This is a genomic window from Streptomyces sp. NPDC014889 (genome assembly GCF_043081205.1).
Lineage (GTDB): Bacteria > Actinomycetota > Actinomycetes > Streptomycetales > Streptomycetaceae > Streptomyces.
This window is the reverse complement of the sequence record NZ_JBIBWH010000005.1, coordinates 313,083-336,934: the sequence shown is the minus strand read 5'-3', so window position 1 is coordinate 336,934 and position 23,852 is coordinate 313,083. Positions and strand designations below refer to the sequence as shown.

Here is a 23,852-nt window from a genome sequence, read left to right as displayed (position 1 = left end):
TCCGCGGCGGTCAGGGTTCAGTCCGTACTCGCAGCAAGTTCGCGCTCGAAGCGATCAGCGACGCGCTGCGGCAGGAGCTCGCCCCGCACGGCGTCCCGGTCGTGATCGTCGAGCCGGGCGGGATGCGCACCGAGATGGGCTCCCGCGGCACCGCCGCGGCGAAGGCTCAGTTCGTCGGGATGACCCTGGAACAGCGCAGCCGCTACGGCGGCACGATGACCGCCTTCCTCACCTACGCCGCCGCCCTCGAGCGCACCGGCGTCACCGCCGAGCACGCCGCCCGTACGGTGGCGACCTCGGTCACCGCCCCGCGCCCGCGCACCCGCTACACCATCGGCCGCGAGGCGGCCTTCATGACGTCAACAACACTGCGTCCCATGCACCTGGGGCAGGCACCCGTCGGTGCGTGCCTCAGGCGGCCTTCCACCCCCGCCCCCGGTGTGCGCGCACGATCTCCGCGTAGCTGTGGCCGCTGGTCTTGATGGTGCGGGCCTGGGTGGCGTAGTCGACGTGGACGAGGCCGAAGCGCTTGTCGTAGCCGTACGCCCACTCGAAGTTGTCCAGCAGCGACCAGGCGAAGTAGCCGGCCAGCGGGGCTCCCTTGCGGGCGGCGGAGGCGCAGGCGGCCAGGTGGCCGATCAGGTAGTCCCGGCGCTCGGGGTCGTCGACCGTGCCGTCGGGGCCCACGGTGTCGGGGAAGGCGGAGCCGTTCTCGGTGACGTAGAGCTTGCGCGCGCCGTACTCGTGGGTGAGGCGCAGCAGCAGCGTCTCGATGCCGGACGCGTCGATCTCCCAGTCCATGCCGCTGCGGGGGACGTCCGGGCGGCGTACGGAACGGGCGTACGGCACCGGCCCGTCGGGGTCGTCGGCCACCGTCGCCGGGAAGTAGTAGTTGAGGCCGAGCCAGTCCAGCGGGGCGGCGATGGTGTCGAGGTCGCCGGGGCGCTCGGGGAGTTCGACGCCGTAGACCTCGCGCATGTCGGCGGGGAAGCCGCGGCCGTGGACCGGGTCCAGCCACCAGCGGTTGACGTGGCCGTCGTGGCGGCGGGCGGCGGCCTCGTCCTCGGCGCTGCCGGTGGCGGGGAAGACGGTGGAGAGGTTGTTGACGATGCCCACCTCGGCGCCGGACGTCGCGGCGCGGATCGCCTGGGCGGCCAGGCCGTGGCCGAGGAGCAGGTGGTAGGAGGCGCGGACCGCGGCGGTCAGATCGGTCAGGCCCGGAGCCATCTTGCCCTCGAGGTGACCGATCCAGGCGGAGCACAGGGGTTCGTTGAGGGTGGTCCAGTGGGACACCCGGTCGCCGAGGCGTTCGGCGACGACGGAGGCGTAGGCGGCGAAGTGCTCGGCGGTCTCGCGCTCGGGCCAGCCGCCCCGGTCCTGGAGGGCCTGCGGCAGGTCCCAGTGGTAGAGGGTGACGGAGGGGGTGATGCCCGCCGCCAGCAGTCCGTCGATCAACTCGTCGTAGAAGTCGAGGCCCTTGGGGTTCACCGGCCCGTCGCCGTCCGGCATCACGCGCGGCCAGGCGATGGACAACCGGTAGGCGTTCAGGCCGAGTCGGCTCATCAGCGCGATGTCCTCGCGCCAGCGGTGGTAGTGGTCGCAGGCGGTGTCGCCGTGGTCGTCGTTGTCGATCTTGCCGGGGGTGTGGGAGAAGGTGTCCCAGATGGACGGCGAGCGGCCGTCCTCGGCGACGGCCCCTTCGATCTGGTACGCCGATGTGGCCGTGCCCCACCGGAAGTCCTGCGGGAGTGCGGCGAGGTCGATGGCGTGGGACACGGAAACCCTTTCGATGCTGGGGATGTTGGCGGTCACTTCACCGCTCCCGCGGTGAGCCCGGCGACGAGGTAGCGCTGGAGCAGCAGGAACCCGGCGACCACGGGCACGCTGACGACGAGCGAGGCGGCCATGATCTGGTTCCAGTACACGTCGTACTGCGTGGAGTAGCCCTGGAGGCCCACCGCGAGCGTGCGGGTGGTGTCGTTGGTCATGACGGAGGCGAAGAGCACCTCGCCCCAGGCGGTCATGAAGGCGTACACGGCGACGGCGACGATGCCGGGGATCGCGGCCGGCACGACGACCCGGAACAGCGCGCCGAGCGGCCCGCAGCCGTCCACCAGCGCCGCCTCGTCCAGGTCGCGCGGCACCGAGTCGAAGTACCCGATGAGCATCCAGATCGAGAACGGCAGCGAGAAGGTGAGGTACGTCAGGATGAGGCCGCCGCGCGAGCCGAACAGGGCGATGCCGGTGGCGTTGCCGATGTTGACGTAGAGCAGGAACAGCGGGAGGAGGAAGAGGATGCCCGGGAACATCTGCGTCGACAGGACGGTGACCGTGAAGACGCGCTTGCCGTGGAAGCTGTAGCGGCTGACGGCGTACGCCGAGAACACCGCGATCACCACCGAGCAGACCGTCGCCGCGCCCGCCACGATCAGCGAGTTGACGAAGTACCTGGCGAGCGGGACCGTCGACCAGATGTCGATGTAGGGGCGGAAGGTGAGACCGCTCGGCAGCCAGCGGAACTTGCCGGTGACGTCCGCGAGCGGCTTCAGCGAGCTGGAGACCATCACGTAGACGGGCACCAGGACGAACCCGGTCAGCAGGGTGAGGAAGATGCGCCGGGTCCACAGGAAGGTGCGCGGCGGCGCCATCGGAGACCGGTGGGTGTCGGCCGTCGCGGCCTGGAGGGTGTCAGACATCGGCGGACCTCCGTCCGCGTGAGGTGAGCGCGAGGTAGCCGCCGGTGACGACCAGCAGGAAGAGCAGCAGCAGCACGGACATGGCGGAGCCGGTCCCGAAGTTCCAGGTGACGAACGACGCCTGGTAGATGTGGACCGAGATCAGGTCCGCGGCCTCGGGCGCCGCCTTGCCGAACAGGACGTACGGCGTGTTGAAGTCGTTGAACGTCCACAGGAACAGCACCAGGACCAGCACCTGGTTGACGGGGCGCAGGGACGGCAGGGTGATGCGGCGGATCTGCTGCCAGACGCCGGCGCCGTCCAGCGCGGCGGCCTCGTACAGTTCGCGCGGGATGTTCTGGAGTCCGGCCATGACGATGAGGAAGGCGAACGGCCAGCCCTTCCACACCGACACCGTCAGCAGCGCGACGAAGCTGTTGTCGCCGATGAGCCAGAACGAGGGCTTGTCGGTGAGGTGGAGCTGGTCGTGCAGCACGTGGTTCACCAGGCCGTTGTCGTGCTGGAACATGAACACCCAGGTGATGACGGCCGCGTAGACCGGCAGCGCGTACGGCACCAGGAACACGGCGCGCAGCAGGCCGCGTCCGCGGAAGGTGTCCTGCATGCAGATCGCGGCCGCGGTGCCGATGAGCCAGCACAGGCCGACCGAGAGCAGGGTGAAGGCGACGGTGACGAGGAAGGAGTGCAGCAGCGCCTCGCCGACGGGGGCGTTGAAGTCGACCGCCATGCGGTAGTTGTCGAAGCCGGACCAGGGGGCCGTGCTCCAGTCGCGGATGTAGAACTGGGTGAGCTCCTTGAAGCTCATCACGATGCCGATCACCATCGGCACCAGGTGGACGAGGAGTTCGAGCAGCAGGGCGGGCAGGAGCAGCAGGTACGGCAGCGAGACACGTCCGAGCCACCCGGGGCGGCGCGGTCCGCGCGCCGCCCCGGGTGACTTCACGGGTGCCGTCGTCCCGCCGGTGTGCGCGGGAGCGGTGGTCGTCATGTGGCTGTCCGCGCTCACTTCGCCGGCATCTGCTGCTGGGCCTTGAGCAGCTTGGCCTTCACCGACTCCGTGGTGATCGTGCGTCCGGCGGCGGCGTCGGCGAACAGCTCCTTGACGGCCGTGCCGACGGTCGTCTCGAACTGGGACTCGTCGGCGACCTGCGGCAGCGCGGCGGCGCTGGTGGCGAGGGTTTCCTTCAGGACGGCGTTGTCCGGGGTGTTGAAGGCGGGGTCCTCCTGGGCGGCCTTGACCGGCGGGATGGAGGTGTAGGCCGTGTTGAGGATCTTCTGCTCCTCGTCGCTGGTCATGAACTTCACGAACTCCGTGGCCCCGTCGAGGTTGTGGGTGTTCTTGAAGACGGCGAGGTTGATGCCGGCGACCATCGAGTTGACCTGGGCGTCGGTGCCGGGGGTGCCGGACTGCACCGGGACCGGGGCGATGCCGTAGGCGTCCGCGCTCATGCCCTGGGACTTGAGGTTGGAGGAGGCGGACTGCCACAGCAGCATCGCCGTCTTGCCCTTGGCGAAGTCGCTGACCGACTGGTTCTGCGCGTACTCGGCGTTGCCCTGCGGGATGGCCTTGTCCTTGGCCATCAGGTCGACGTACTGCTTGACCGCCGCGACCGTGCCGTCGCTCGTGAAGTCGGGCTTGCCGTCGGCGGTGAAGAAGTCGGCGCCGTGCTGCTTGGCGAAGACGAAGACGTGGTGGATGTTTTCCGAGACGTTCGCGCCCTCGGCGCCGAGGACCTGCTTGCCCTTGGCCCGGATCTTCTGGCCGTCCGCGACGAGTTCGTCCCAGGTGGCCGGGGGCTTGGCGATGCCGGCGTCGGCGAAGATCTGCTTGTTGTAGTAGAGCGCGTACGCCATCGAGTACAGCGGTACGGAGGACGGGTCCTTGCCCTCGGCACCGGTCGAGCCGAGCGCGGAGTCGACGAAGCGGTCCTTGCCGCCGATCTTGTCGAAGTTCTTGGCGTCCCAGGGCAGCAGCCCCCCGGTGGCCTGGAGGGAGGCGCTCCAGGTGTTGCCGATGTTGAGGACGTCGGGCCCCTGGCCCGAGGTGGTCGCGGCGAGGATCCGGTTCAGCAGGTCCGACCAGGGCACGACCTCCAGCTTCACCTTGATGCCCGTCTGCTTCTGGAACTTGTCGAGTTCGGGCTGGAGGACCTTCTTGTCGATCTCGATGCTGGCGCCCTGGTTGGAGGCCCAGTACGTGAGCGTCTTCGGCGAGTCGTTGGACCCGCCGCCCGTCGACGAACCGCCTCCGCAGGCCGAGGCGGCAAGGGCGAGAGACATGGTGACGGCGCCTACGGCCGCGGCTCGGATGCTGCGCATGGCTCCTGGTGTCCCTTTCCGGGAGTCGAGAACCGCGAGGAGTCTCCGGCCGCCGCCACCGCTCTCGCTCCCGTGTCCCGTCGCTCGTTCTCGTGCGATCGGGTCCGGTTCGCTCGGTTCGACTTCCGAAGGCGCCTCAGGGCTTAATTTAGGACGTGAGTTAAACCTCCGGGCGAGGCGTCGTCAAGAGATCCGGCAAGGACGAATCGGCGGTCGGCGGCGACGGAGACGGGGCCTTCAGCCCGATACGGCCGGCAGGCGCCGCCTGACCTGCGGCAGTAGGGCGGGGCGGAGCAGGGAAGGAGCAGTACAACGGTTGGGTCTCGATGCCCGGCGCGGACGGCCCGGCGGGGAGGGACGCATCTCGACTGCAGCCGACTCAACTTGACGTGATATCAGCTCTCGTGTGGCCGAACTCCGTCGCACCTCTTGACGCTTCGTTCACTCGCGTGAAGCATTCACCGTCAAGAGAGCGCTCTCGAACCCCCCACCGTTCATTTTCTGAACAGGAGAGCGGCCCCATGCCCTCTGTCTCCCCGCACACCCCTTCCCCCCACACCTCCCCGGATCCAGCGCCTTCGGCCTCCCCCGCGACCAGGCCTCCGGCCGTCGGCCGCAGGGCGGTTCTGGCCGCCGCGGCCGCGGCGGCTCCGGTGCTGGCCGGGCTGACGGCGGCGCCGGCGTCCGCCGTGCAGCGAACGGCCTCCTCTCCCACCGCGCGCCAGGAGCAGGGCCTTCTGCCGGGCGGCGGCGATCTCGGCCCCAACGTCCTCGTCTTCGACCCGTCCACACCGGACATCCAGGCCAGGCTCGACGAGGTCTTCCGCCGCCAGGAGTCGGCCCAGTTCGACACCGGCCGCTACGCCCTGCTGTTCAAGCCCGGCACCTACAACGGTCTGAACGCCCAACTCGGCTTCTACACCTCCATCGTCGGCCTCGGCCTCTCCCCCGACGACACGACCATCAACGGGGACGTCACGGTCGACGCGGGCTGGTTCGACGGCAACGCCACGCAGAACTTCTGGCGTTCGGCGGAGAACCTGGCCCTCGTCCCGGTGAACGGCACCAACCGCTGGGCCGTCGCCCAGGCCGCGCCCTTCCGCCGTATGCACGTGCGCGGCGGTCTCAACCTGTCCCCGGACGGCTACGGTTGGGCGAGCGGCGGCTACATCGCCGACAGCCGCGTCGACGGCGAGGTCGGCCCGTACTCGCAGCAGCAGTGGTACACCCGCGACAGCGCGATCGGCGGCTGGCTCAACGGCGTGTGGAACATGGTGTTCTCGGGCGTCGAGGGCGCCCCGGCCCAGAGCTTCCCCGACCCGCCGTACACGACGCTCGACACGACCCCGGTCTCCCGCGAGAAGCCGTTCCTGTACCTGGACGGCGACGAGTACCGCGTCTTCCTGCCGGAGAAGCGGACCGACGCCCGCGGCGTCTCCTGGGGCAACGGCACCCCGAGGGGCACCTCGCTCCCCCTGTCGCAGTTCTACGTCGCCCAGCCGGGCGTGCCGGCGGCCACTCTCAACGAGGCGCTCGACCAGGGCCTGAACCTGCTGCTGACCCCGGGCATCCACCACCTGGACCAGCCGATCCAGGTGTCCCGGGCCGGCACGGTGGTCCTGGGCCTGGGCTACGCCACCCTGGTCCCCGACAACGGCGTGACCGCGGTCAAGGTCGCCGACGTCGACGGCGTCCGCCTCGCCGGCTTCCTCATCGACGCGGGTCCCGTCAACTCCCCCACCCTCCTGGAAGTCGGTCCGGAGGGCTCGTCCGAGGACCACTCGGCCAACCCGACCACGGTGCAGGACGTGTTCGTGCGCATCGGCGGCGCGGGCGCCGGCAAGGCCACCACCAGTATCGTGATCAACAGCCGCCACACCATCGTCGACCACACCTGGATCTGGCGCGCCGACCACGGCACGGGCGTCGGCTGGGAGACCAACCGCGCCGACTTCGGCCTCGTGGTCAACGGCGACGACGTCCTGGTCACCGGCCTGTTCGTGGAGCACTTCAACAAGTACGACGTCCAGTGGACCGGCGAACGCGGCCGCACCATCTTCTTCCAGAACGAGAAGGCCTACGACGCCCCGAACCAGGGCGCCGTGCAGAACGACTCGACGAAGGGGTACGCCGCCTACAAGGTCGCCGACGACGTCACCACCCACGAGGGCTGGGGCCTCGGCAGCTACTGCTACTACAACGTCGACCCGACGATCGTCCAGCACCACGGCTTCTCGGCCCCGGACCGGCCGGGGGTGAAGTTCCACAATTTGCTGGTGGTGTCGCTGGGCGGGCAAGGCCAGTACGAGTGCGTCATCAACGACACGGGGGCGCCGACGTCGGGGACGTCGACCACGCCGTCGACGGTGGTGTCGTATCCCTGAGCCTGCCGGGCCTGCCTGGCTTGGCGGCTCGGTGACCGGCCGCCCTTTCCCGCCGCGCGGGAAGGGGCGGCCGTCGGTGGCTTCCCGCAGGCCGTCGGCGGCTTCCCGTGCCCTCCCCGGCCAAGCAGGGCTTTTGGGCCCTACCCGCGGACCCGTGCGGGGACTGTTCGGCCCTATCCGCACCCCGTGCCCCTCCGGCGATCATGAGGCGGCGGCCGGGAGGGCCGGATCCGTTCCTCAGCCGGAGCACCTCCGGGCTCGTCGTTGTGTCGATGAACCAAGCAGATGCCCCTGGGAGCCGCGGCGCTCACCACCGCGGGCTCCGTCTGGTACGTGCCGGCCCTCGCCGACCTGCGGGCCGGCGCGGACCGCCCCGAGTCCCGGCGCATCGCCGCCGCGGCCTGCGTGACCGGCTGGGCCGGCGCGGGCGCCCTCGCGGTGCTGCTGCTCATCGCCGAGGCCTGGTGGACACCGGTCGCCGCGGCGGCGGCCGGCACGGTCGTCGCCACCGCCCTGCGCCTGCACGCCACCGCCCGCCGCAGACGCGAGGCCCGCGAGATGGCCCACCACTGGAGCCACTTGGGCCAGGTCCCGTCCCCGACCGGCCCGTCCCACTCCCGGAACGTCGTCGCCACCGTCCTCATCTGCGGCCTCGCCGCGGCTGTGGCCGTCGGGGCCCTGCACGCCCTCTCCGGCCGGGCCGACGACCCTCGCCGGCTGACGGCCGCGGCCCCCGCCGCCGTCATGGGCGTGTTCCTCACCGCGGCAGCCGGATACGCCCACGCGACACGCCCCGCCACGGCCGGCGTCCGGGAGGGGCGACGGCGCTAGCGGGGCTGGGCGCTGCACCGCACCTGTTCGCGGTGCAGCGGTTCGCCAGGCCGGGGAGGGACCGGCTGCCCGGCAGCCGAGCAGGTGCCCGCCGACGGCCGGACCGGGCAGCGAGACAGGACGCGGAACCCAACTCCACGTCGATGTAAGTTTCTTACATCAGACGCCAGCCATTTGGTAACTATTTTCACCCAACTCATTGACCAGCCCCGGCGCGCTGGGAACGGTGATCCGATCAAGCCGCTCCCGTCTCTCTTCAAGGAGTCCGCGTGACCGACACCGGGAACCACGACTCGGCCGCACGTCGCCCCACGCGCCGCGTGCTGCTGAGGGCCGCAGGACTGATGGCCGGCCTGGCCGCCACTGGGTTGCCCGTCCCCACTGCTGCAGCGGCCGCCGCAGGCGGCACCCCGACCGCGCACCGGGACCGTGAGCTGCGTGGCGAGTGGATCGCCTCCGTCTCCAACATCGACTGGCCCTCACGGACCGGGCTGAGCCCCGCCGCACAGCAAGCGGAGTTCATCGCGCTGCTCGACCACGCCGGATCGATCGGGCTCAACGCGATATTCGCGCAGGTCCGCCCGGCGGCCGATGCCTTCTGGCCATCACGCTACGAGCCGTGGTCGCAGTATCTGACCGGCACTCAAGGCCAGGATCCCGGCTACGACCCGCTGGACTTCATGGTCAAGGCCGCGCACGAGCGCGGGCTGGCCCTGCACGCGTGGTTCAACCCGTACCGCGTCTCGCTGCAGGCCGACGTCACCAAGCTCGTGCCCAATCACCCGGCGCGGCTGCACCCCGAATGGATCGTCTCCTACGGCGGCCAGCTGTACTACAACCCCGGCGTCCCGGCCGCCCGCGCCTTCGTCGAGAACGCCATCATGGACGCCGTGGAGCGCTATGAGATCGACGGCGTCCACTTCGACGACTACTTCTACCCCTACCCGGTGGGCGGCCAGGACTTCCCCGACGACCACACCTTCGCCGCGTACGGCGCGGGCTTCACCGACCGGGCCGCCTGGCGCCGGCACAACGTGGACCTGCTGGTGCAGGAGGTGTGCGACCGGGTGCGCAAGGTCCGGCCCGAGGCGGCGTTCGGCATCAGTCCCTTCGGCATCTGGCGCAACGCGTCCAGCGACCCGCGGGGTTCGGCCACCAACGGCACCCAGTCCTACGACGCGCTCAACGCCGACAGCCTGGGCTGGGTGCGCAAGGGCTGGGTGGACTACATCGCCCCGCAGCTGTACTGGAACATCGGCCTGGCGGTGGCCGACTACGCCGTCCTCACTCCGTGGTGGGCACAGGCGGTCCGCGGCACCGATGTCCAACTGTGGATCGGCGAGGCCGTGTACAAGGTCGGCGACCCCGCCCAGCCGGCCGCCTGGCAGGACCCGGCGGAACTCTCCCGGCATCTGACGATGGACAGGGGGCTGCCGGAGATCAGTGGCGAGATCCTGTTCAGCGCCACGGATGTGACCGCCGACCCGATCGGCGCGATCACCCGGCTGACCGCCGACCACTGGCAGCGGCCCGCGCTGCCACCGGTCCTGCCGAGACTCGCCCACGGGCCCGCACCACTGCCCCCGCTCGCGTCGGCGGCCCGGACGGCCGACGGCGGGCTCCGGATCGAGGTGCGCTCCCGGGGCAACCATGTCCCCGCGCTGTACGCCCTGCGGCAGCACACCGCCGACGACGACGGCCTCGTGGCGGTCCTCCCGGGCGCCCGCCACACCCAGTGGACCGTCCCGGCGGCCCCGGACGACGCGACGTACACGGTCACGTCGGTGGACCGCGCCAACCGCGAGAGCTCTCGTATCACCGTTCGGCTGCCTCGCCGCTGACACGGCATCACCATCCGCGGCCCGGCCCTGGTTCCCAAAGGGCCGGGCCGGCCTGGGGCAGGACCCATGTGAAGTACCGCAGTACGGGGCCGGGAGCGTTACGCGGTCACCCGGAGTTGTATCCCCATCGAGCCCGGCCGTCCTTGCCCATGAAGCACTTCGCGGGCCGCCCGTCGGTGGTCGTCGCGACGGCACCGACGGGAGAGCAGTACTGCCCGAACTGGATACCGGCCTGACCTCCGCCACCAGTGCTGCCGCCCGAGCCGGTGGGCGACCCACCGCCGGTGGAACCATCCGAGCCGGTGGACGACCCGCGGCTGGTGGAACCGCCGCCCGTTGTGGTGCCGTACGAGGGCTGGGGATGCGGCCTCGGCTGCGGCTTCGGCTTTGGTTTCGGCTTTGGCTGAGGTTTGGGCTTTGGCTTTGGCTTGGGGCTGGGTTTGACGCAGGGGTCGCCGGGGCCGATCAGCCACAGGTCGGTCTGTGTCCCGGTCGCGACCTCGGTATCGTGTTCCGGCTGCTGCCTGCAGACCCGCCAGTCGGCCAGTTCCTGCAGCCCGTCGTACATCCGCTTGCCGGTATGGGCGTGGAAGTAGATCGTGGGCTCGAGGCCGAGGTCGCCGAGGACGCGGGAAGCATCGTCGGTGCGCTCGCCGATGAGATCCGGCATGACGACCCGGCGGGGGCCGTGCAGCCGAGCCGGGCACTCCTCCTGCTCCGGGACCGCGTACAGGGTCAGCGTCCCGACCGATGGACGGACTACCTCACCTTCGGATGGGTTCTGGAAGCAGACCTGCCAGCCGGTCGCGGTGATCTTCACCGCCCGGTGAGCGGAGGATGCGTCGGCTGCCGACACGGTCTGCCACGGTTGAAGTCGTGCCTTCGCAGCCGCTGCGGTGAGAGAGGCCCCGTTGAAGTCGGAAACGAGCAGGGTGTGTTTTACGGGCTCCTGGTTGGCCTTCTGGAAGGGAGCGAAGTTGTCGTTGGAGACGATCATTCCTCCGACCTCGTCGGCGATGCTGATCACGAGCGCGTCGATGAGGGCTTCAGCAAGCGCAGGGCGCCCCGGGTTTCACGTCCTCCAGTTGCGGGAGCACCTCGCTGGCGATGAGTTCCAGGTGGTCGAGGTCAGTGAGGTCGGTCAGTCGCAGATGGATCCGGCTGGCGCCGATCTCGGCGAACTCGCCGAGGCGCTCGATGAGTTGGGCCGGGGATCCGACGACCGGATCCTCCGGCGGCAGCGCGCTCTTGACGTGCAGCGGGGCGGCCCGCCGCTGCGCCTCCGCGTCGGTGCGGCCGATCGCGACCACGACACCGGCCGAGAGCACCAGCGGCGGCCGACCGGCGTCGACCCGGCCGGTCCGATCGCATGCCTCGGCCACCCGCTGGTACGCCAGCGCCGTCTCCGCCACCGACTTGAAGGGCATGTTGAACTCGTCGGCGTACCGGGCGGCCAGCTCCGGGGTGCGCTTGGGGCCTCGGCCCCCGATGATGATCGGCGGCCCCGGCTCCTGCACCGGTTTCGGCAGGGCGGGCGCGTCGACGAGCCGGTAGTGGTCGCCGCGGTGGCTGAAACTCTCGCCGACCGGTGTCCGCCACAGGCCGGTGATCACGGCCAGCTGCTCCTCCAGCCGGTCGAAGCGCTCCCCGACGGGCGGGAACGGAATGCCGTACGAGGTGTGTTCCCGTTCGTACCAGCCGGCGCCGATGCCCAGCTCCACCCGCCCGCCGCTCATCCGGTCGACCTGTGCCACCATCACCGCCAGTGGGCCGGGCAGCCGGAAGGTGGCCGAGGTGACCAGGGTGCCCAGCCGGATCCGGGAGGTCTCCCGGGCGAGCGCACCCAGCGTCAGCCACGCGTCGGTGGGGCCGGGCAGCCCGGGATCGGCGCCCATCGCCTGGTAGTGGTCGGCGCGGAAGAAACCCTCGAACCCACCGTCCTCGGCGAGCCGTACGAAGCGCAGCTGATCGTCGTAGTCGGCGCCGCGGTGGGGCTCGGTGAAGACGCAGATCCGCACGGTCATCGCCCTTCCACGCCGGCCGGCGCCGACAGGTCCCGTTCCATCAGCAGTTCGTGCAGGTCGGCGCTGCACCGGGCCACTTCGCCGAGATGCGCGGTACGGCCCAGCGTCCTCGGCCGGGGAATGTCGATGTCGACCACCTTGCGGACCCGGCCCGGGCGCGGGCTGAGCACCACCACACGGTCGGCCAACAGCACGGCCTCGTCTATCGAGTGGGTGACGAAGACGACGGTGGCCGAGTTCTCCATGTGGAGCCGCTGCAGCTCCGCCGCGAGTTCCGCGCGGGTGAGCGCGTCGAGCGCGGAGAACGGCTCGTCCATGAGCAGCACGCGGGGCTCGCCGATCAGCGACCGGCACAGCGAGACACGCTGCTGCATGCCGCCGGAGAGCTCGTGCGGCCGGTGCTTCTCGAAGCCGCCGAGGCCGGCCGTTTCCAGCAGCCGGTGCGCCCGGGCCCGGTGCTCGGCCTTGTTCCAGCCGAAGATCTCCACGGGCAGCAGGACGTTGTCGAGAACGGACCGCCAGGGCAGCAGGGCCGGCCGCTGGAAGAGCATGCCGACGTCCCGCCGGGCTCCGGTGACTCGTTCGCCGCCGATGGTGATCTCGCCCTCGGATACCGGCAGCAGTCCGGCGATCAGCCGGAGCAGCGTGGACTTGCCGCACCCGGACCGGCCCACCACTGCCACGAACTCGCCCTCGGCGATGTGGAGGTCGACGCCCTGGAGCGCCACCGTGGAACCGGAGCGGCCGGTGAACGTCCGGGAAACACCGGTGAGTCTGATCATCCGGCGGTCTCCCCCATCCACTGGTGACGAACAATGCCGGTCGGTTCGTAACCCCGGTCAGGTTAGCCGGATCAGGCGGTTCAGCGGTACCTGTCGTCCTGTCAGCAATTTCTTCGCACCTGGTGTCGCACCTGGTGTCACACAGGCGGGGTTCTCGTACCCTGTCACCGCTTGAAGTGTCATGTACCCGGCGGTTCCGTTACGCCGTTCCGTCTCGACGACCCCGTCCGCCGGCCCAGGTCAGCGGTCGGAAAGGACAACACCGGTGCACATGAAAAGACTCGCCCGTACGGTCGCCGCGATGGCCCTCGCCACGGCGCTGGCGCTTGTGTCGGGGTGCGGCGGATCCGACGCCGACACACCTGCCGGTGCGGACGGCACGGCGTTGGAGAAGGTGACCTACCTGACCTCGTTCGGCAACTTCGGCCGGGACGCGTACGCCTGGGTCGCGAAGGACAAGGGGTTCTTCAAGGAGGCCGGCTTCGACGTGGAGATCAAGCCGGGCCAGGGCACCGGCGGCGTGATCTCGACCGTCGTGAGCGGGCAGGCGCAGTTCGGCCCGATCGACCTGACGGGCGGTCTGCTGCAGATGGGCGGTGGCCAGGCGAAGGACTTCGTCGCGGTGGCCGCCATCCAGCAGCGCACCATGGCCGCGATCGCCACCACCGAGGGCAAGGGCATCGCCGCCCCGAAGGATCTCGAGGGCAAGCGTCTCGCCGACACACCCGGCTCCGTCGTACGCAACCTCTTCCCGACGTACGCCCGACTGGCCGGGATGGACGCCGGCAAGGTGACCTGGGTCAACGGCGACGCACAGACCCTGATGGGCACGCTCGCCAGCGGTTCGGTGGACGGCATCGGCCAGTTCGTGGTGGGCAAGCCGACCATCGAGGCGGTGACCAAGAAGAAGGCCGTCCTCCTGCCGTACAGCGACGTGATGCCGGATCTCTACGGAAACGTACTGATCACCTCGACGAAGATCGCCGAGCAGAAGCCGGAGATGGTGAAGCGGTTCGCCGCCGCGCTGCTCAAGGGCCTGGAGTACAGCCTGGCCCACTCGGACGAAGCCGCCGAGATCCTGAAGCGGAACGTGGACGCCACGAACCCGGCCGCTGCGGCGGCCGAGTTGGACCTGATGGCCGCGTACGTCGCGCCTGGCGGTTCCGGCTCCGCGACCGGGACGCTGGATTCCGGGCGGGTCGCGAGAATCATCGCGACCCTGCAGGACGCGGGTGCGTTGCCGCAGGGCATGGCCCCCGAGCAGATCATCGACTTCGACCTCGTACCGAAAGCCTGATCACACGGGTCGCCCGAACGTGTGCTCCCCGCCGGCGACCGGTGGGGAGCATCGGCACCGCCACCCCGACTCCGCGCTGAGCGGCCCGGGTGAAAGGGAGTGCCGGGCGGCCCTAGGAGGATGGGATGACCGAACTCTCACCGCCGCGGCAGACCTCAGCAGCGGACCCGGAGCCAGTGCCGGTGCCGCGATCCGTCCTACGGCGCGGGACGGGTACCGGCACCGTGCTGCTGCCCTCGGCCGGGCTGCTGGTAGCCCTCGGCGTGTGGTGGCTGCTCACGTCGGCGCTGAAGGTGGTCCACCCGGTGGTACTGCCTCCGCCCGGTGCCGTGGTCTCGGCGTTCACAGCAGCCCCGGCCCGATTCCTGGAGCACACCGGCGACACCACGGTGGAGACGCTTGTCGGCTTCGCGCTCTCCACCGCCTGCGGAGTGCTGATCGGGCTTTCACTGGCCGGCTCGCCCGTGTTGGAGCGGATGTTCACGCCGCTCCTGGTCGCCGTCAACGCGGTTCCGAAGATCGCGCTCGGGCCACTGCTCGTGGGGGCGCTCGGCTGGGGGCAGAAGCCGGTCCTGACCATGGTCTTCCTGCTCTGCTTCTTCCCGATCGTGCTCTCCACCGCGACCGGCCTCACGTCGACCCCGGCGGACCTGGCCGAGCTTGCGCGCTCGCTGGACGCCTCGCGCTGGCAGGCATTCCGGAAGGTACGGCTGCCCGCCGCGCTGCCGCAGATCTTCGTCGGGCTGAAGGTGGCCATGCCGCTCGCCGCGATCGGCGCGGTCATCGGCGAGTTCCAGGCCGGTGAGAGCGGGTTGGGCTATCTGATCGTGCAGGCCGGCGGCGTCGGCGACGTCGCCACCGCCTGGGCGGCGATCATGCTGATCGGGCTGATGAGCATAGTGCTCTACTTCGCATTGGTGCTGATGGAGCGGTTCGCGCTGCCCTGGGTCCGGGAAACCACCTCGCGCAACTGACCCTGGCTGGTCGACCTTGTGCGTGCCGACACCCGCGTCCGCACCGTCATCTCGCACCCTTAACCGCTCACACGATCGTGTGGGCCGTTCCGATCCGGGTTGGCCTGCCTCCGAACCATCGGTATGGTCGATGGTATGGCAACCAAGAAGTACACCGTGACACTCCCAGAAGAGCTGGCCGAGGCCATCCGTGCCGAAGTGGGCCCCGGCGGGTTCAGCCGCTATGTCACACACGCCATAGAGCGCCAGCGGGAGCAGGACCGTCTCGGAGAAGCGGTCGCCTGGTGGGAGAAGGAGTACGGCGAGGTCACCGAGGCCGAGCTGGCCGAGGCGGAGGCCGAGCGCCGTGAGATCGAACGCCGGCACGCGGAGCTGGCCCGCGCCCAGCGGGTGGCCGCCGGTGAGCCGGTCGAGCCCGCGCCCGGGCAGCGGCGGGGGACAGCAGCGTGACGGGAGACGCCGTCTACGTTCTGGACTGCGAAGGCCTGTCACGTTGGGTGCGTGGCGAGCGCCGCACAGGCGTCCGGATCAAGGACGCCCACCGGCTCGGCATCCGCGTCATGACCACTTCGATGACCTTGATCGAGGCGTACGACGTGAGGACGTACCTCCCGGCCTGGCACTGGGCACTCTCCCGTGTTCACGTCGAGCCTGTGACCGAAGAGATCGCCAAGGAGGCCGTCGGGCTCCTCAAGGAGGCCGGTCTCCACGGGCACAAGTACGCCATCGATGCGGCCCTGGCCGCCGTCGCGCTGCGACAGCCGGGGCCGGTCACGGTCTTCACCTCCGACGTGGACGACCTGCGCAAGCTGTGCGGCGACCGCGTGGTGGTCATGGGTCATTGACGTGCTCCCTGGCCCAAATTCCAGGGGTTCCGGCCTGGGTCGTCCGACCCTTCCGGGCGCTTCCTGCTGATCGGAAGCCGCCGAAGAGTGTCAACATCTCGCACTGTGTCCGATACTTCGACCACCGAAAACGAAGGTCAGAAAGGTGAAGGGCGAGCAAGGCGTTGACCAAGCGCTGATGCGGCCGACTCGCCGCGCTACCTCGTTCCCCCACTCCCCCGGCCGCCGTCCGGCCGCGTTGTCAGTGGTCGCCGATAGCTTCGATCATGTTCCGCCGAGGTGGCGTGAGCGCCCCCTTTCGCATGCATGGGAGATGGTGCGTTGTCGGTCTGGGAGAAGTCGAGCACGGCACGGGTGGTGCCGTCGGCGCGGCCGCGGAAGCTCGCGAAGGTGCCGTTCGTCGAGTTGGCCGACGGGCGGTTGCAGGGTGTGGTGTCCAGCGGGTCGGACATCGGGCGCGTGTACGTGTCCTCGGTCGAGTCGGGGACGTACGCGTTCGCATGCAGCACCAACAACAACCGTCCCTGCGGCGGGGCCCGCGGCATGTTCTGCAACCACATACGCGCGCTTGTCGGCGAGGCCGTGCTGCAGTACGGCGCCGAGCGCGTGGCCCGGTATCTGAAGGTCGAGGTGGACGCCGCGGAGCCGGACGCGCAAACCGTCATCGCCGTCATGACGGCCACGCGCCCCTCGGCGGCGGGCAGTTCGGCCGCGGCCCGGGTGTTCAGCCGGTTCCTGCGGAACCTGGCGTATCTCGAACTCGCCCCGAGTACCGCGCCGGTGCCCGAGATGCAGTGGTTTCCCACGACGAGGGCGGTGGCCTGATGCACACCGGTCTGCTCTCCGACCCCGTCGACGGGCTCGACGAGGCGCTCACGGCCGTGGACGGGTTCGACGAGGCTCTCGTCGCCGGTCTGCTGCGTCCGCAGCCCGGCCGGGCCGGCGGGCTGACCGGGCTCGCCGACGCCGTCGCCGGGACGCCGCTGGCCGCGAGGGTGGCCGAGGCCGCCGACAGGACGGTCGCCGGAGCCGCCGGCGAGGACCACTTCGTCGCGCTCGCCGCGGCCCGCACCGCCCTGCTCGGCTCCGTGCACGACGCGCTGACCGCCCAGGTCGAGGAGGCCACCGGCCGGCCGCGGGCCGAGGAAGCCGCCGCCGAAGCCGCCGACAGCGACGAACACGCGGCGAATCTGTGTGCCGCGGCCCGTAGTTGGCTGTGCGAGCTGGCGCGGGCCGGCTGGCAGGGCATCGACCACGAACTCGTCGACGGGGCCGCGCCGGTCGTCTCCGCGATGCTGGCCGACCCGGCGCTGCGCCGCCCGGCCACGCTGCTCGACGGCTTCGCCGCCGAACTTGCCGCCTCCTGCCCGGGGGCGACCCTGGAGCGCGTCCCCGTGCGCCGCTGGGCCGACCTGTGGTCGCGCGCCCTGCTGCTGACACTGCCGGGCGCGGTGCGCGCCTCCGCCGTGGCCGAGGCGACCGGTCGGCTGCTGCCGCTCGGTGCCGACGTGCACGAGCACGCCACCGCCGTACAGGCCCAGGTGCACGCGGTGTTCGAGCCCGCGGACGGTGGCACGCCCCGGCTGGTGCGGGCCTCGGTCTCCGCGCCCAAGCCGGACACGGTCGTCGGCGCTGGCCTGTGGCAGTTGCTGCGGCCGCACATGTCCCTGCTGGCGGCCGTGAGCGAGGGCCGCGCGATGGACCTCGACGCCATGCTCGTCACCGCCGAGGGCGACCTGCTGTGGGACGACGCCCGTGCGCGCATGGGCGAGCCCGCCGAGGTCTTCACCACCGCCCGGGTGGCCCTGCCCACCGCCGCCGCCTTCGCCGTGTCGCCTCTCGACCGGCATCCGGCCCGGATCGCGGTGCCCGTCCTTCTGGAGGAATACGGCGTGGAGGAGGGGGACGACGGGGTCGCGTTCCAGGTCGCCGGGTACCGCCTGGCGGTCGACAGCGATCGTGTCCCGGCCGCCGGTCCGCTCTCGCCCGAGGTCGTCGCCGCGTCCGGCGTGTGTGTCGGGCTGCTGCGCTGGGACGCCGGGGATTTCCTGCTCCAGCCGCTCGCCGTCGAACGGACCGTGCGGAAGAAGACCGTCGCCGTGCACGCCGGGGCCTGGGCCGGGGGTACGGCCGACAAGGCCGGGGTGCGGGCCGAGAAGGCGGCCACCGACGCCGTCACCGTGCTGCGCGAACGTGCGGGAAGGCTGCTGCGGAAATGACCCATCCCATGCCCCACCACACCAGCGGGGACGCCCCCGCGTCCGAGCCCGAGCCCGACCGGTACGACAACCGGCGGCAGGTCCTCTACTGGCGTCTGCTGGCCCGTCTCTTCGACCCGGAGGAGCAGGCCGCCCTGGAGTCGGCGAGTCTCGCCGTGGTCGAGGACATCGGCCTGCCGTCAGCGCTGCTCGATCCCGGTGCGTCGGTCGACTCCGTCGTGCAGCGGCACCCGGAGCTGGCCGCCGAGTTCGACGGGCTGATGGCACCGGCACCGGACGAGGACGGCGTACGCGACCGGGCCGCCGAGGTGCGGCGGGCGGCACTCGCGTCGAAGGTGCTGCTGAACGTCTTCGCCTCCCGCCCCGGCACCGTCACCGCCGAGCAACTGGCCCGCTGGCAGTCCGACGCCGGCCGGCTCGAGCGGGCCCTGGGCTGCCGGCCCGGCGAACTGCGCGGCGGACGCGGCGGCACCCGCCGTACGGGAGCCGGAGGGGGCGTCAGCCCGACCGGCACCGGCATCGGCGGCCCCACGCCCGACCTCAGCCGGCTGATCCCCGCGATCGGCCCCGAACTCGGCTCCATCGAGGGCGATCTGGTCAAGCGGATGCACCTGCGCGAGGTCCTGGCCGACCCTCAGCTGGCCTCGCGGCTGACGCCGAGCATGTCGCTGATCGAGCAGTTGCTGCGCGACAAGAACAACCTCTCCGGTGTGGCGCTGGCCAACGCCAAGGCGCTGATCCGCCGTTACGTCGACGAGGTCACCGAAGTGCTGCGCACCCAGGTGGAGAAGGCCACGGTCGGCGAACTCGACCGGTCGGTACCGCCCAAGCGGGTGTTCCGCAATCTCGACCTCGACCGCACCATCTGGAAGAACCTCACCAACTGGAGCCCGGAGGAGGAGCGGCTCTACGTCGACCGTCTCTACTACCGGCACACCAGCCGAAGGACGACGCCCCAGCGGCTCGTCGTGGTCGTGGACCAGTCGGGTTCCATGGTCGACTCGATGGTCAACTGCACCATCCTGGCCTCCATATTCGCCGGGCTGCCGAAGGTGGACGTCCACCTGATCGCCTACGACACCCAGGCCCTCGACCTCACTCCGTGGGCGCACGACCCGTTCGAGACGCTGCTGCGCACCAAGCTGGGCGGCGGCACCGACGGCACCGTCGCCATGCGGCTCGCCCAGCCGAAGATCGCCGAGCCGCGCAACACCGTCGTGGTGTGGATCTCCGACTTCTACGAGTGGCGCCAGCAGGAGCTGTTCGACAGCATGGCCGCCATTCACCGCTCGGGGGCGAAGTTCATCCCGGTCGGCTCGGTGACCAGCTCAGGGCGCGGCAGCGTCAACCCGTGGTACCGGGAGCGTTTCAAGGACCTCGGCACGCCGGTGATCTCCGGCCACATCAAGAAGCTCGTGCACGAACTCAAGACGTTTCTCACCTGATCACCGGACGTACGTCCGCGTCCCATCGTGAGCACCGCCGCGATCACGGCCGCGATCACTTCTGTCATCACCTTCGGAAAGGCCCTTCCTCATGTCCGACCTGCTGCGCGCCCCCGCCGAGCTCAAGTACGCCGAGGAGCTCGACTGGCTGGAGTCGATCGACGACAGTCCCAAGCCGTTCTCATGGCGTCTGTCGCCGAAGATGGTCCGCCTGTTCATCCTGGGCTCCGAGCGCTCCGACGGCCTGGACCGGGAGATCTCGCAGAAGTGGTTCGGCGACCGCAGCTTCGTCGAGCGTTCCATCGTCACCCTCGCCTCCGACCGCGGCCTGCTGCTCATCGGCGACCCCGGCACCGGCAAGAGCTGGCTGGCGGAGCTGCTCTCCGCCGCGATCTGCCGCAACTCCACACTGGTGGTGCAGGGCACGGCGGGCACCACCGAGGACCACATCAAGTACTCGTGGAACGTCTCCATGGTCATCGCCAAGGGCCAGTCACGGGAGTCGATGATCCCCTCGCCCATCATGACGGCGATGGAGGCCGGCGCCATCGGCCGCTTCGAGGAGCTGACCCGGTCCACGAGTGACGTCCAGGACGCGTTGATCTCGATCCTCTCCGAGAAGTACATCTCCGTTCCCGAGCTGGAGAGCGGTGGCAGCGACAACATCGTCTTCGCCAAGCCGGGTTTCTCGGTCATCGCCACGGCCAACAGCCGCGACCGCGGCGTCAACGACCTGTCCTCCGCGCTCAAGCGCCGCTTCAACTTCGTCCGCATCCCGGTCGTGACGAACAAGAAGAGCGAGGCGGAGATCGTCAGGTTCCGCACCGAGGAACTGCTGCGCCGGCACTCGATCGACCTCGACGTGCCGCCGACCCTGCTCGACGTGCTCCTGCAGAGCTTCGCCGATCTGCGCGCGTCCGCCGCCGCGGCCGGCAGCGACGACGAGAAGCTGGAGTCGGCGCTGTCGACCGCCGAGCAGATCGGCGTGCTGGAGGACGCCGTCCTGCACAGCAACTTCTTCGGCGAGCGCGCCCTGACCGCCCGCACCCTCGCCTCCTCGCTCGTCGGCTCCCTCACCCGCCGCGAGCCCGAGGACCTGGCCATCCTCAACAAGTACCTGCACGGCGTCGTCGAGCCGCGCAGCAAGGAGGAGGGCGGCTCCTGGCCCGAGTTCCTCGAGGGTGGCCGCGACGCGATCGCCACGCTGTCATGAACGGGCACCACGAGAACGGCACGTTCGCCGCACTGCGCGGCCAACTGCAGGAAGCAGCGACCGCGTTCGCGGGCGGGCCCGACGTCCTGGAGGGCATCCTCCTCGGCATGGTCGACGACGTGGACCGGGCGGTGCGCGAGCCGCTGGAGATCTTCCCCGTCTGCCACCACTCGCCCGCCTCGGCGACCGCCATGGCCCGGCGGCTGCGCGAGAAGCAGCCCAAGGTGGTCTACCTGGAGCTGTGCGAGGACATGGCGCCGCTGCTGACCGAGCTGCGCAACTGCCGGCTGCCGGTGGCGGTGCAGGCGTTCGCCGGTGACGTCGACGGCTTCCCCCAGGACTGGGCTCCGCTGTCGGTCGTCGCTCCGATCACCGAGGCGTCCGCCGAGTACCAGGCCGTCGCGTACGCACTGGACACCCCGGGGGTGGAACTGGTCCTCGTGGACCGGTCCGCGGACCACGTCTTCCAGTGGGACACCGGCGGCGAGCAGGCGCAGGAGGCCGCGGCGGAGGACTCCGGCCCTCCCGCCGGGGCCGCACTGCACGGTGAGGCCGTCGGCGTCGAACTCGGCGATCTCCGGCCGCGCTTCGCCGAGCTGGAGGAGCACCTGCTGCGCCACGGCAAGGTACGGCACTGGTCGGAGTGGTGGCACCAGTACGTCGAGGTGCCGCTCGGCGACAGCGCCGCCGACCACGACGCCTACCGCCAGGTGATGCTCCTCATCGGCAGCCTGTTCCGGCGCCTCGCTCCGGGCGACGGTGCCCGGGTCCGTGTGGACGAGGACCGCGAACGGTACATGTGGACCCGGATGCGCGAGCACCTGGCGGCGACGGGGACCGATCCGGCGGACTGCCTGTACGTGTGCGGGGCGTTCCACGCGGTCAGCCGTGTCGAGGAGTTCGGCGTGCACGGCACCGGCACGTTCACGATCTCCCCGCGCACCGCCACCACTTGGCAGTACGGGCTGATCCCGTCCAGCCACGCGGCGATCGAGGCGCAGTTCGGTCTGGCCGCCGGCTCGGTGTCGATCGCGGCGACGGAGTGGGCGAAGTCCCTGAAACGCACCCGTGTGCAGCCGTACCGGCTGGCGGGCCAGGCGGGTACGAAGAACTCCTCGGCGAGGAAGTCCCCCGCGAAGAAGGTTTCCGCGGCTGCGGCTTCCGGGGCGAGGGCTGCCCGGGGAGGGCAAGTCGCCGTCACTGCACCGGAGTCCGCCGCCGGGGACGGGGACCGGCTGTCCGGCTTCCTGCGCAGGCCGCCCGTGCTCGACGGCCTGGACGAGGCCGAACTGCTCGGCTGGTCGGTGGACATCGTGCGCGCGGCCCGGCGCAACGGCTACCTCGCCTCCACCGCGGACGCCATCGCGGTGTTCGAGACGTCGGTGCTGCTCGCCGGAATGCGGGACCGGGCCAAGCCGACGCCGTACGACTTCCAGGACGCGGCGGTCACCTGCATCGAGAAGGACGCCGTACCGGGGCGGCGGGACGTGCGGCGCCTCGTCGAGATCATGATGGGCGGCGACCGGATCGGCCAGGTCGGCTACGACGCGCTGCCGCCGCTCGCCCGTGACGTGCACGACCGGCTGGCGCCGCTCGGGATGAAGCTCCAGCAGCGCGGCGTGCAACGGGCCCTGCTGGACATGGCCTCCCGGCCGGAACTGCGGGCCTGCTCCGACGTCCTGTGGATGCTGCGGCGCCTGTTGCCGCACGGCGCGGCTCGGCCGATCATGGGTGAGCGGCGGCTCGGTGAGCGTTCGATCCAGGAGTCCTGGGACCTGGCGCTCGGCACCCACGAGCGGGCCCTCATCGAGCTCGGTTACGAGGGTGTCAGCATCGAGCAGGTGCTGGAGCAGCGACTGCGGCGCGACGCCTACGGCCCGCAGGCCACGACCGCCACCGTACTGGCCGCGGTCGAGGACGCGGTCCTGTATCTGCGCAGCCGCCGCCTCGCCGACGAACTCGGCACGCACGCACTGAAATTGCTCGCCACGGAACGCAGTGTCGACGGGGCGCCGGAGGTGCTGCGCCGGGTGCGCGGGCTGCTGGCGTACTACCGCACCAGCGAACCGGTGCTGCCGGCGTGGATCGAGTCGTTCCTCAAAACGGGTTACGCCCACTACTGCACGCTGCTGCCGGTGGCGTTCCGGGACGAGGACGCGACGGTCGGGCAGGTCGCCGCGATGCTCGGCTTCCTGTTCAGCATGGAGAGCCTCGCTCTGTCGCTGGGCTGCGACCGGGCCCAGTTGGAGCTGTCGGTCGCCCAGTCGCACCCCGAGGAGCCGTCGAAGACGGCCCTGTTGTGGGCGGCGCAGGTGCAACTCGGCACGCTGTCCCGGGCCGAGCTGCGGGGCCGGTGCGACGCACTGCTGGACAACCCCCTGGTGGTGCCCGCCTACCCCCGTTACCTCAGTGGCTTCGTCCACGCGCTGGAGCCGGTGCCGGGGTTGGCGGACGTGGTCGTGGAGGCGGTGTCGAACGCGTTCGGGCGGTTGCCGGACGCGGTGCTGCTGCCGTGGCTGCCGCTGCTCATCACCACGTTGCGCTCCGGCGCCGCGGAGCTGGCCCCGCTGCTGATCCGCGAGGCCGGCCGCATCTTCCCGGGCAGCCTCGCGGCCCTGGACGCGTGGATCCCCCCGTGGCGAACGCCTCCGGCCCCGCCGGCCACCCGCCGGACGCAGCCCGGAGGACCCGCCCGCCAGGGCGCCGCACTGCTCCCGGCCCATCCGGCGACCTGCGACGCGGTGGCTGCACTGCTGGGCTGCACGGAGGAGTGGACACCGCCGGCCGCCCCGCCCCCGTCGGCTGTCGGATTGCCGGCCGCACACCCGGCGACGTGCGACGCGGCCGCGGAACTGCTGGGCTGCGAGGGCACATGGGCGGCGTCCGGTTCCGCGCCTCCGGGCGCGGCACTGGCCACTCGGCATCCGGCCACGGCGAAGGCGCTGGATTCGCTGCTCACCACCACATGACAGCGACGGCTCA

The 23,852-nt window shown here is 70.6% G+C and carries 18 protein-coding genes and 2 pseudogenes; 13 read left to right on the top strand and 7 right to left on the bottom strand.

Features of this window, described 5'->3' with window-relative positions; all coding sequences use genetic code 11:
• Positions 1–41 precede the first annotated feature (41 nt).
• Positions 42–482: pseudogene (locus ACF09J_RS12100) on the top strand (hypothetical protein); the annotation flags it as partial.
• Here ACF09J_RS12100 and ACF09J_RS12095 read toward each other — a convergent pair.
• The 4 genes from ACF09J_RS12095 to ACF09J_RS12080 are packed head-to-tail and all read right to left on the bottom strand — an operon-like array spanning position 412 to position 5,015.
• Complete coding sequence (locus ACF09J_RS12095; protein ID WP_392305422.1) at positions 412–1,776, bottom strand: GH1 family beta-glucosidase; 1,365 nt, start codon at positions 1,774–1,776, stop codon at positions 412–414. The pseudogene ACF09J_RS12100 and the gene ACF09J_RS12095 overlap by 71 nt on opposite strands.
• 32 nt (positions 1,777–1,808) lie before the next feature.
• The gene (locus ACF09J_RS12090) at positions 1,809–2,696 is read right to left on the bottom strand and encodes a carbohydrate ABC transporter permease (RefSeq protein ID WP_392305288.1); all 888 of its coding nucleotides are present in this window, start codon (positions 2,694–2,696) and stop codon (positions 1,809–1,811) included.
• A complete protein-coding gene (locus tag ACF09J_RS12085; RefSeq protein ID WP_392305287.1) occupies positions 2,689–3,684 on the bottom strand; it encodes a carbohydrate ABC transporter permease in 996 nt (331 codons plus the stop codon). Before ACF09J_RS12085 ends, ACF09J_RS12090 begins: the two co-directional genes overlap by 8 nt.
• Positions 3,685–3,698: 14 nt before the next feature.
• Positions 3,699–5,015, bottom strand: coding sequence for an ABC transporter substrate-binding protein (locus tag ACF09J_RS12080; RefSeq protein WP_392305286.1), 1,317 nt, complete (start codon positions 5,013–5,015; stop codon positions 3,699–3,701).
• Between the two features lie 521 nt (positions 5,016–5,536).
• On the opposite strand from ACF09J_RS12080, the gene ACF09J_RS12075 reads away from it, so the two are divergent.
• From ACF09J_RS12075 to ACF09J_RS12065, 3 genes and pseudogenes are all read left to right on the top strand, one after another.
• Positions 5,537–7,399 (top strand): coagulation factor 5/8 type domain-containing protein, encoded by a 1,863-nt coding sequence (locus ACF09J_RS12075; RefSeq protein WP_392305285.1) that lies wholly within the window; start codon positions 5,537–5,539, stop codon positions 7,397–7,399.
• A gap of 285 nt (positions 7,400–7,684) precedes the next feature.
• Positions 7,685–8,230 carry a hypothetical protein gene (locus ACF09J_RS12070; protein WP_392305284.1) on the top strand — a complete coding sequence of 182 codons (546 nt, stop codon included), beginning with the start codon at positions 7,685–7,687 and terminating at the stop codon, positions 8,228–8,230.
• 344 nt (positions 8,231–8,574) lie between these two features.
• A pseudogene (locus ACF09J_RS12065) lies at positions 8,575–9,774 on the top strand (glycoside hydrolase family 10 protein); the annotation flags it as partial.
• A gap of 403 nt (positions 9,775–10,177) precedes the next feature.
• Here ACF09J_RS12065 and ACF09J_RS12060 read toward each other — a convergent pair.
• The 3 genes from ACF09J_RS12060 to ACF09J_RS12050 are packed head-to-tail and all read right to left on the bottom strand — an operon-like array spanning position 10,178 to position 12,877.
• The gene (locus tag ACF09J_RS12060) at positions 10,178–11,098 is read right to left on the bottom strand and encodes a hypothetical protein (RefSeq protein ID WP_392305283.1); all 921 of its coding nucleotides are present in this window, start codon (positions 11,096–11,098) and stop codon (positions 10,178–10,180) included.
• A 19-nt stretch (positions 11,099–11,117) separates the two neighbouring features.
• Positions 11,118–12,095, bottom strand: coding sequence for an LLM class F420-dependent oxidoreductase (locus tag ACF09J_RS12055; RefSeq protein ID WP_392305282.1), 978 nt, complete (start codon positions 12,093–12,095; stop codon positions 11,118–11,120).
• Positions 12,092–12,877, bottom strand: coding sequence for an ABC transporter ATP-binding protein (locus tag ACF09J_RS12050; protein WP_392305281.1), 786 nt, complete (start codon positions 12,875–12,877; stop codon positions 12,092–12,094). Before ACF09J_RS12050 ends, ACF09J_RS12055 begins: the two co-directional genes overlap by 4 nt.
• Positions 12,878–13,148: 271 nt before the next feature.
• Between ACF09J_RS12050 and ACF09J_RS12045 the strand changes: the two genes are divergently transcribed.
• From ACF09J_RS12045 to ACF09J_RS12005, 9 genes are all read left to right on the top strand, one after another.
• A complete protein-coding gene (locus tag ACF09J_RS12045) occupies positions 13,149–14,174 on the top strand; it encodes an ABC transporter substrate-binding protein (protein WP_392305421.1) in 1,026 nt (341 codons plus the stop codon).
• A 125-nt stretch (positions 14,175–14,299) separates the two neighbouring features.
• Positions 14,300–15,148 (top strand): ABC transporter permease, encoded by an 849-nt coding sequence (locus ACF09J_RS12040; protein WP_392305280.1) that lies wholly within the window; start codon positions 14,300–14,302, stop codon positions 15,146–15,148.
• Between the two features lie 135 nt (positions 15,149–15,283).
• Positions 15,284–15,598 (top strand): hypothetical protein, encoded by a 315-nt coding sequence (locus ACF09J_RS12035; RefSeq protein WP_392305279.1) that lies wholly within the window; start codon positions 15,284–15,286, stop codon positions 15,596–15,598.
• Positions 15,595–15,993, top strand: a complete 399-nt coding sequence (locus ACF09J_RS12030; RefSeq protein ID WP_392305278.1) for a hypothetical protein — start codon at positions 15,595–15,597, stop codon at positions 15,991–15,993. Before ACF09J_RS12035 ends, ACF09J_RS12030 begins: the two co-directional genes overlap by 4 nt.
• A 306-nt stretch (positions 15,994–16,299) precedes the next feature.
• On the top strand, positions 16,300–16,818 hold the full coding sequence (locus tag ACF09J_RS12025; protein ID WP_392305277.1) for a hypothetical protein: 519 nt from the start codon (positions 16,300–16,302) through the stop codon (positions 16,816–16,818).
• Positions 16,818–18,212 (top strand): hypothetical protein, encoded by a 1,395-nt coding sequence (locus ACF09J_RS12020; RefSeq protein WP_392305420.1) that lies wholly within the window; start codon positions 16,818–16,820, stop codon positions 18,210–18,212. The genes ACF09J_RS12025 and ACF09J_RS12020 overlap by 1 nt, the downstream gene beginning before the upstream one ends.
• Before the next feature lie 8 nt (positions 18,213–18,220).
• The gene (locus tag ACF09J_RS12015; protein WP_392305276.1) at positions 18,221–19,657 is read left to right on the top strand and encodes a VWA domain-containing protein; all 1,437 of its coding nucleotides are present in this window, start codon (positions 18,221–18,223) and stop codon (positions 19,655–19,657) included.
• A gap of 91 nt (positions 19,658–19,748) precedes the next feature.
• Positions 19,749–20,870: an AAA family ATPase gene (locus ACF09J_RS12010; RefSeq protein ID WP_392305275.1), complete on the top strand. Its 1,122-nt coding sequence runs from the start codon at positions 19,749–19,751 to the stop codon at positions 20,868–20,870.
• The gene (locus tag ACF09J_RS12005; RefSeq protein ID WP_392305274.1) at positions 20,867–23,839 is read left to right on the top strand and encodes a hypothetical protein; all 2,973 of its coding nucleotides are present in this window, start codon (positions 20,867–20,869) and stop codon (positions 23,837–23,839) included. The genes ACF09J_RS12010 and ACF09J_RS12005 overlap by 4 nt, the downstream gene beginning before the upstream one ends.
• The last annotated feature ends 13 nt before the right edge of the window (positions 23,840–23,852 follow it).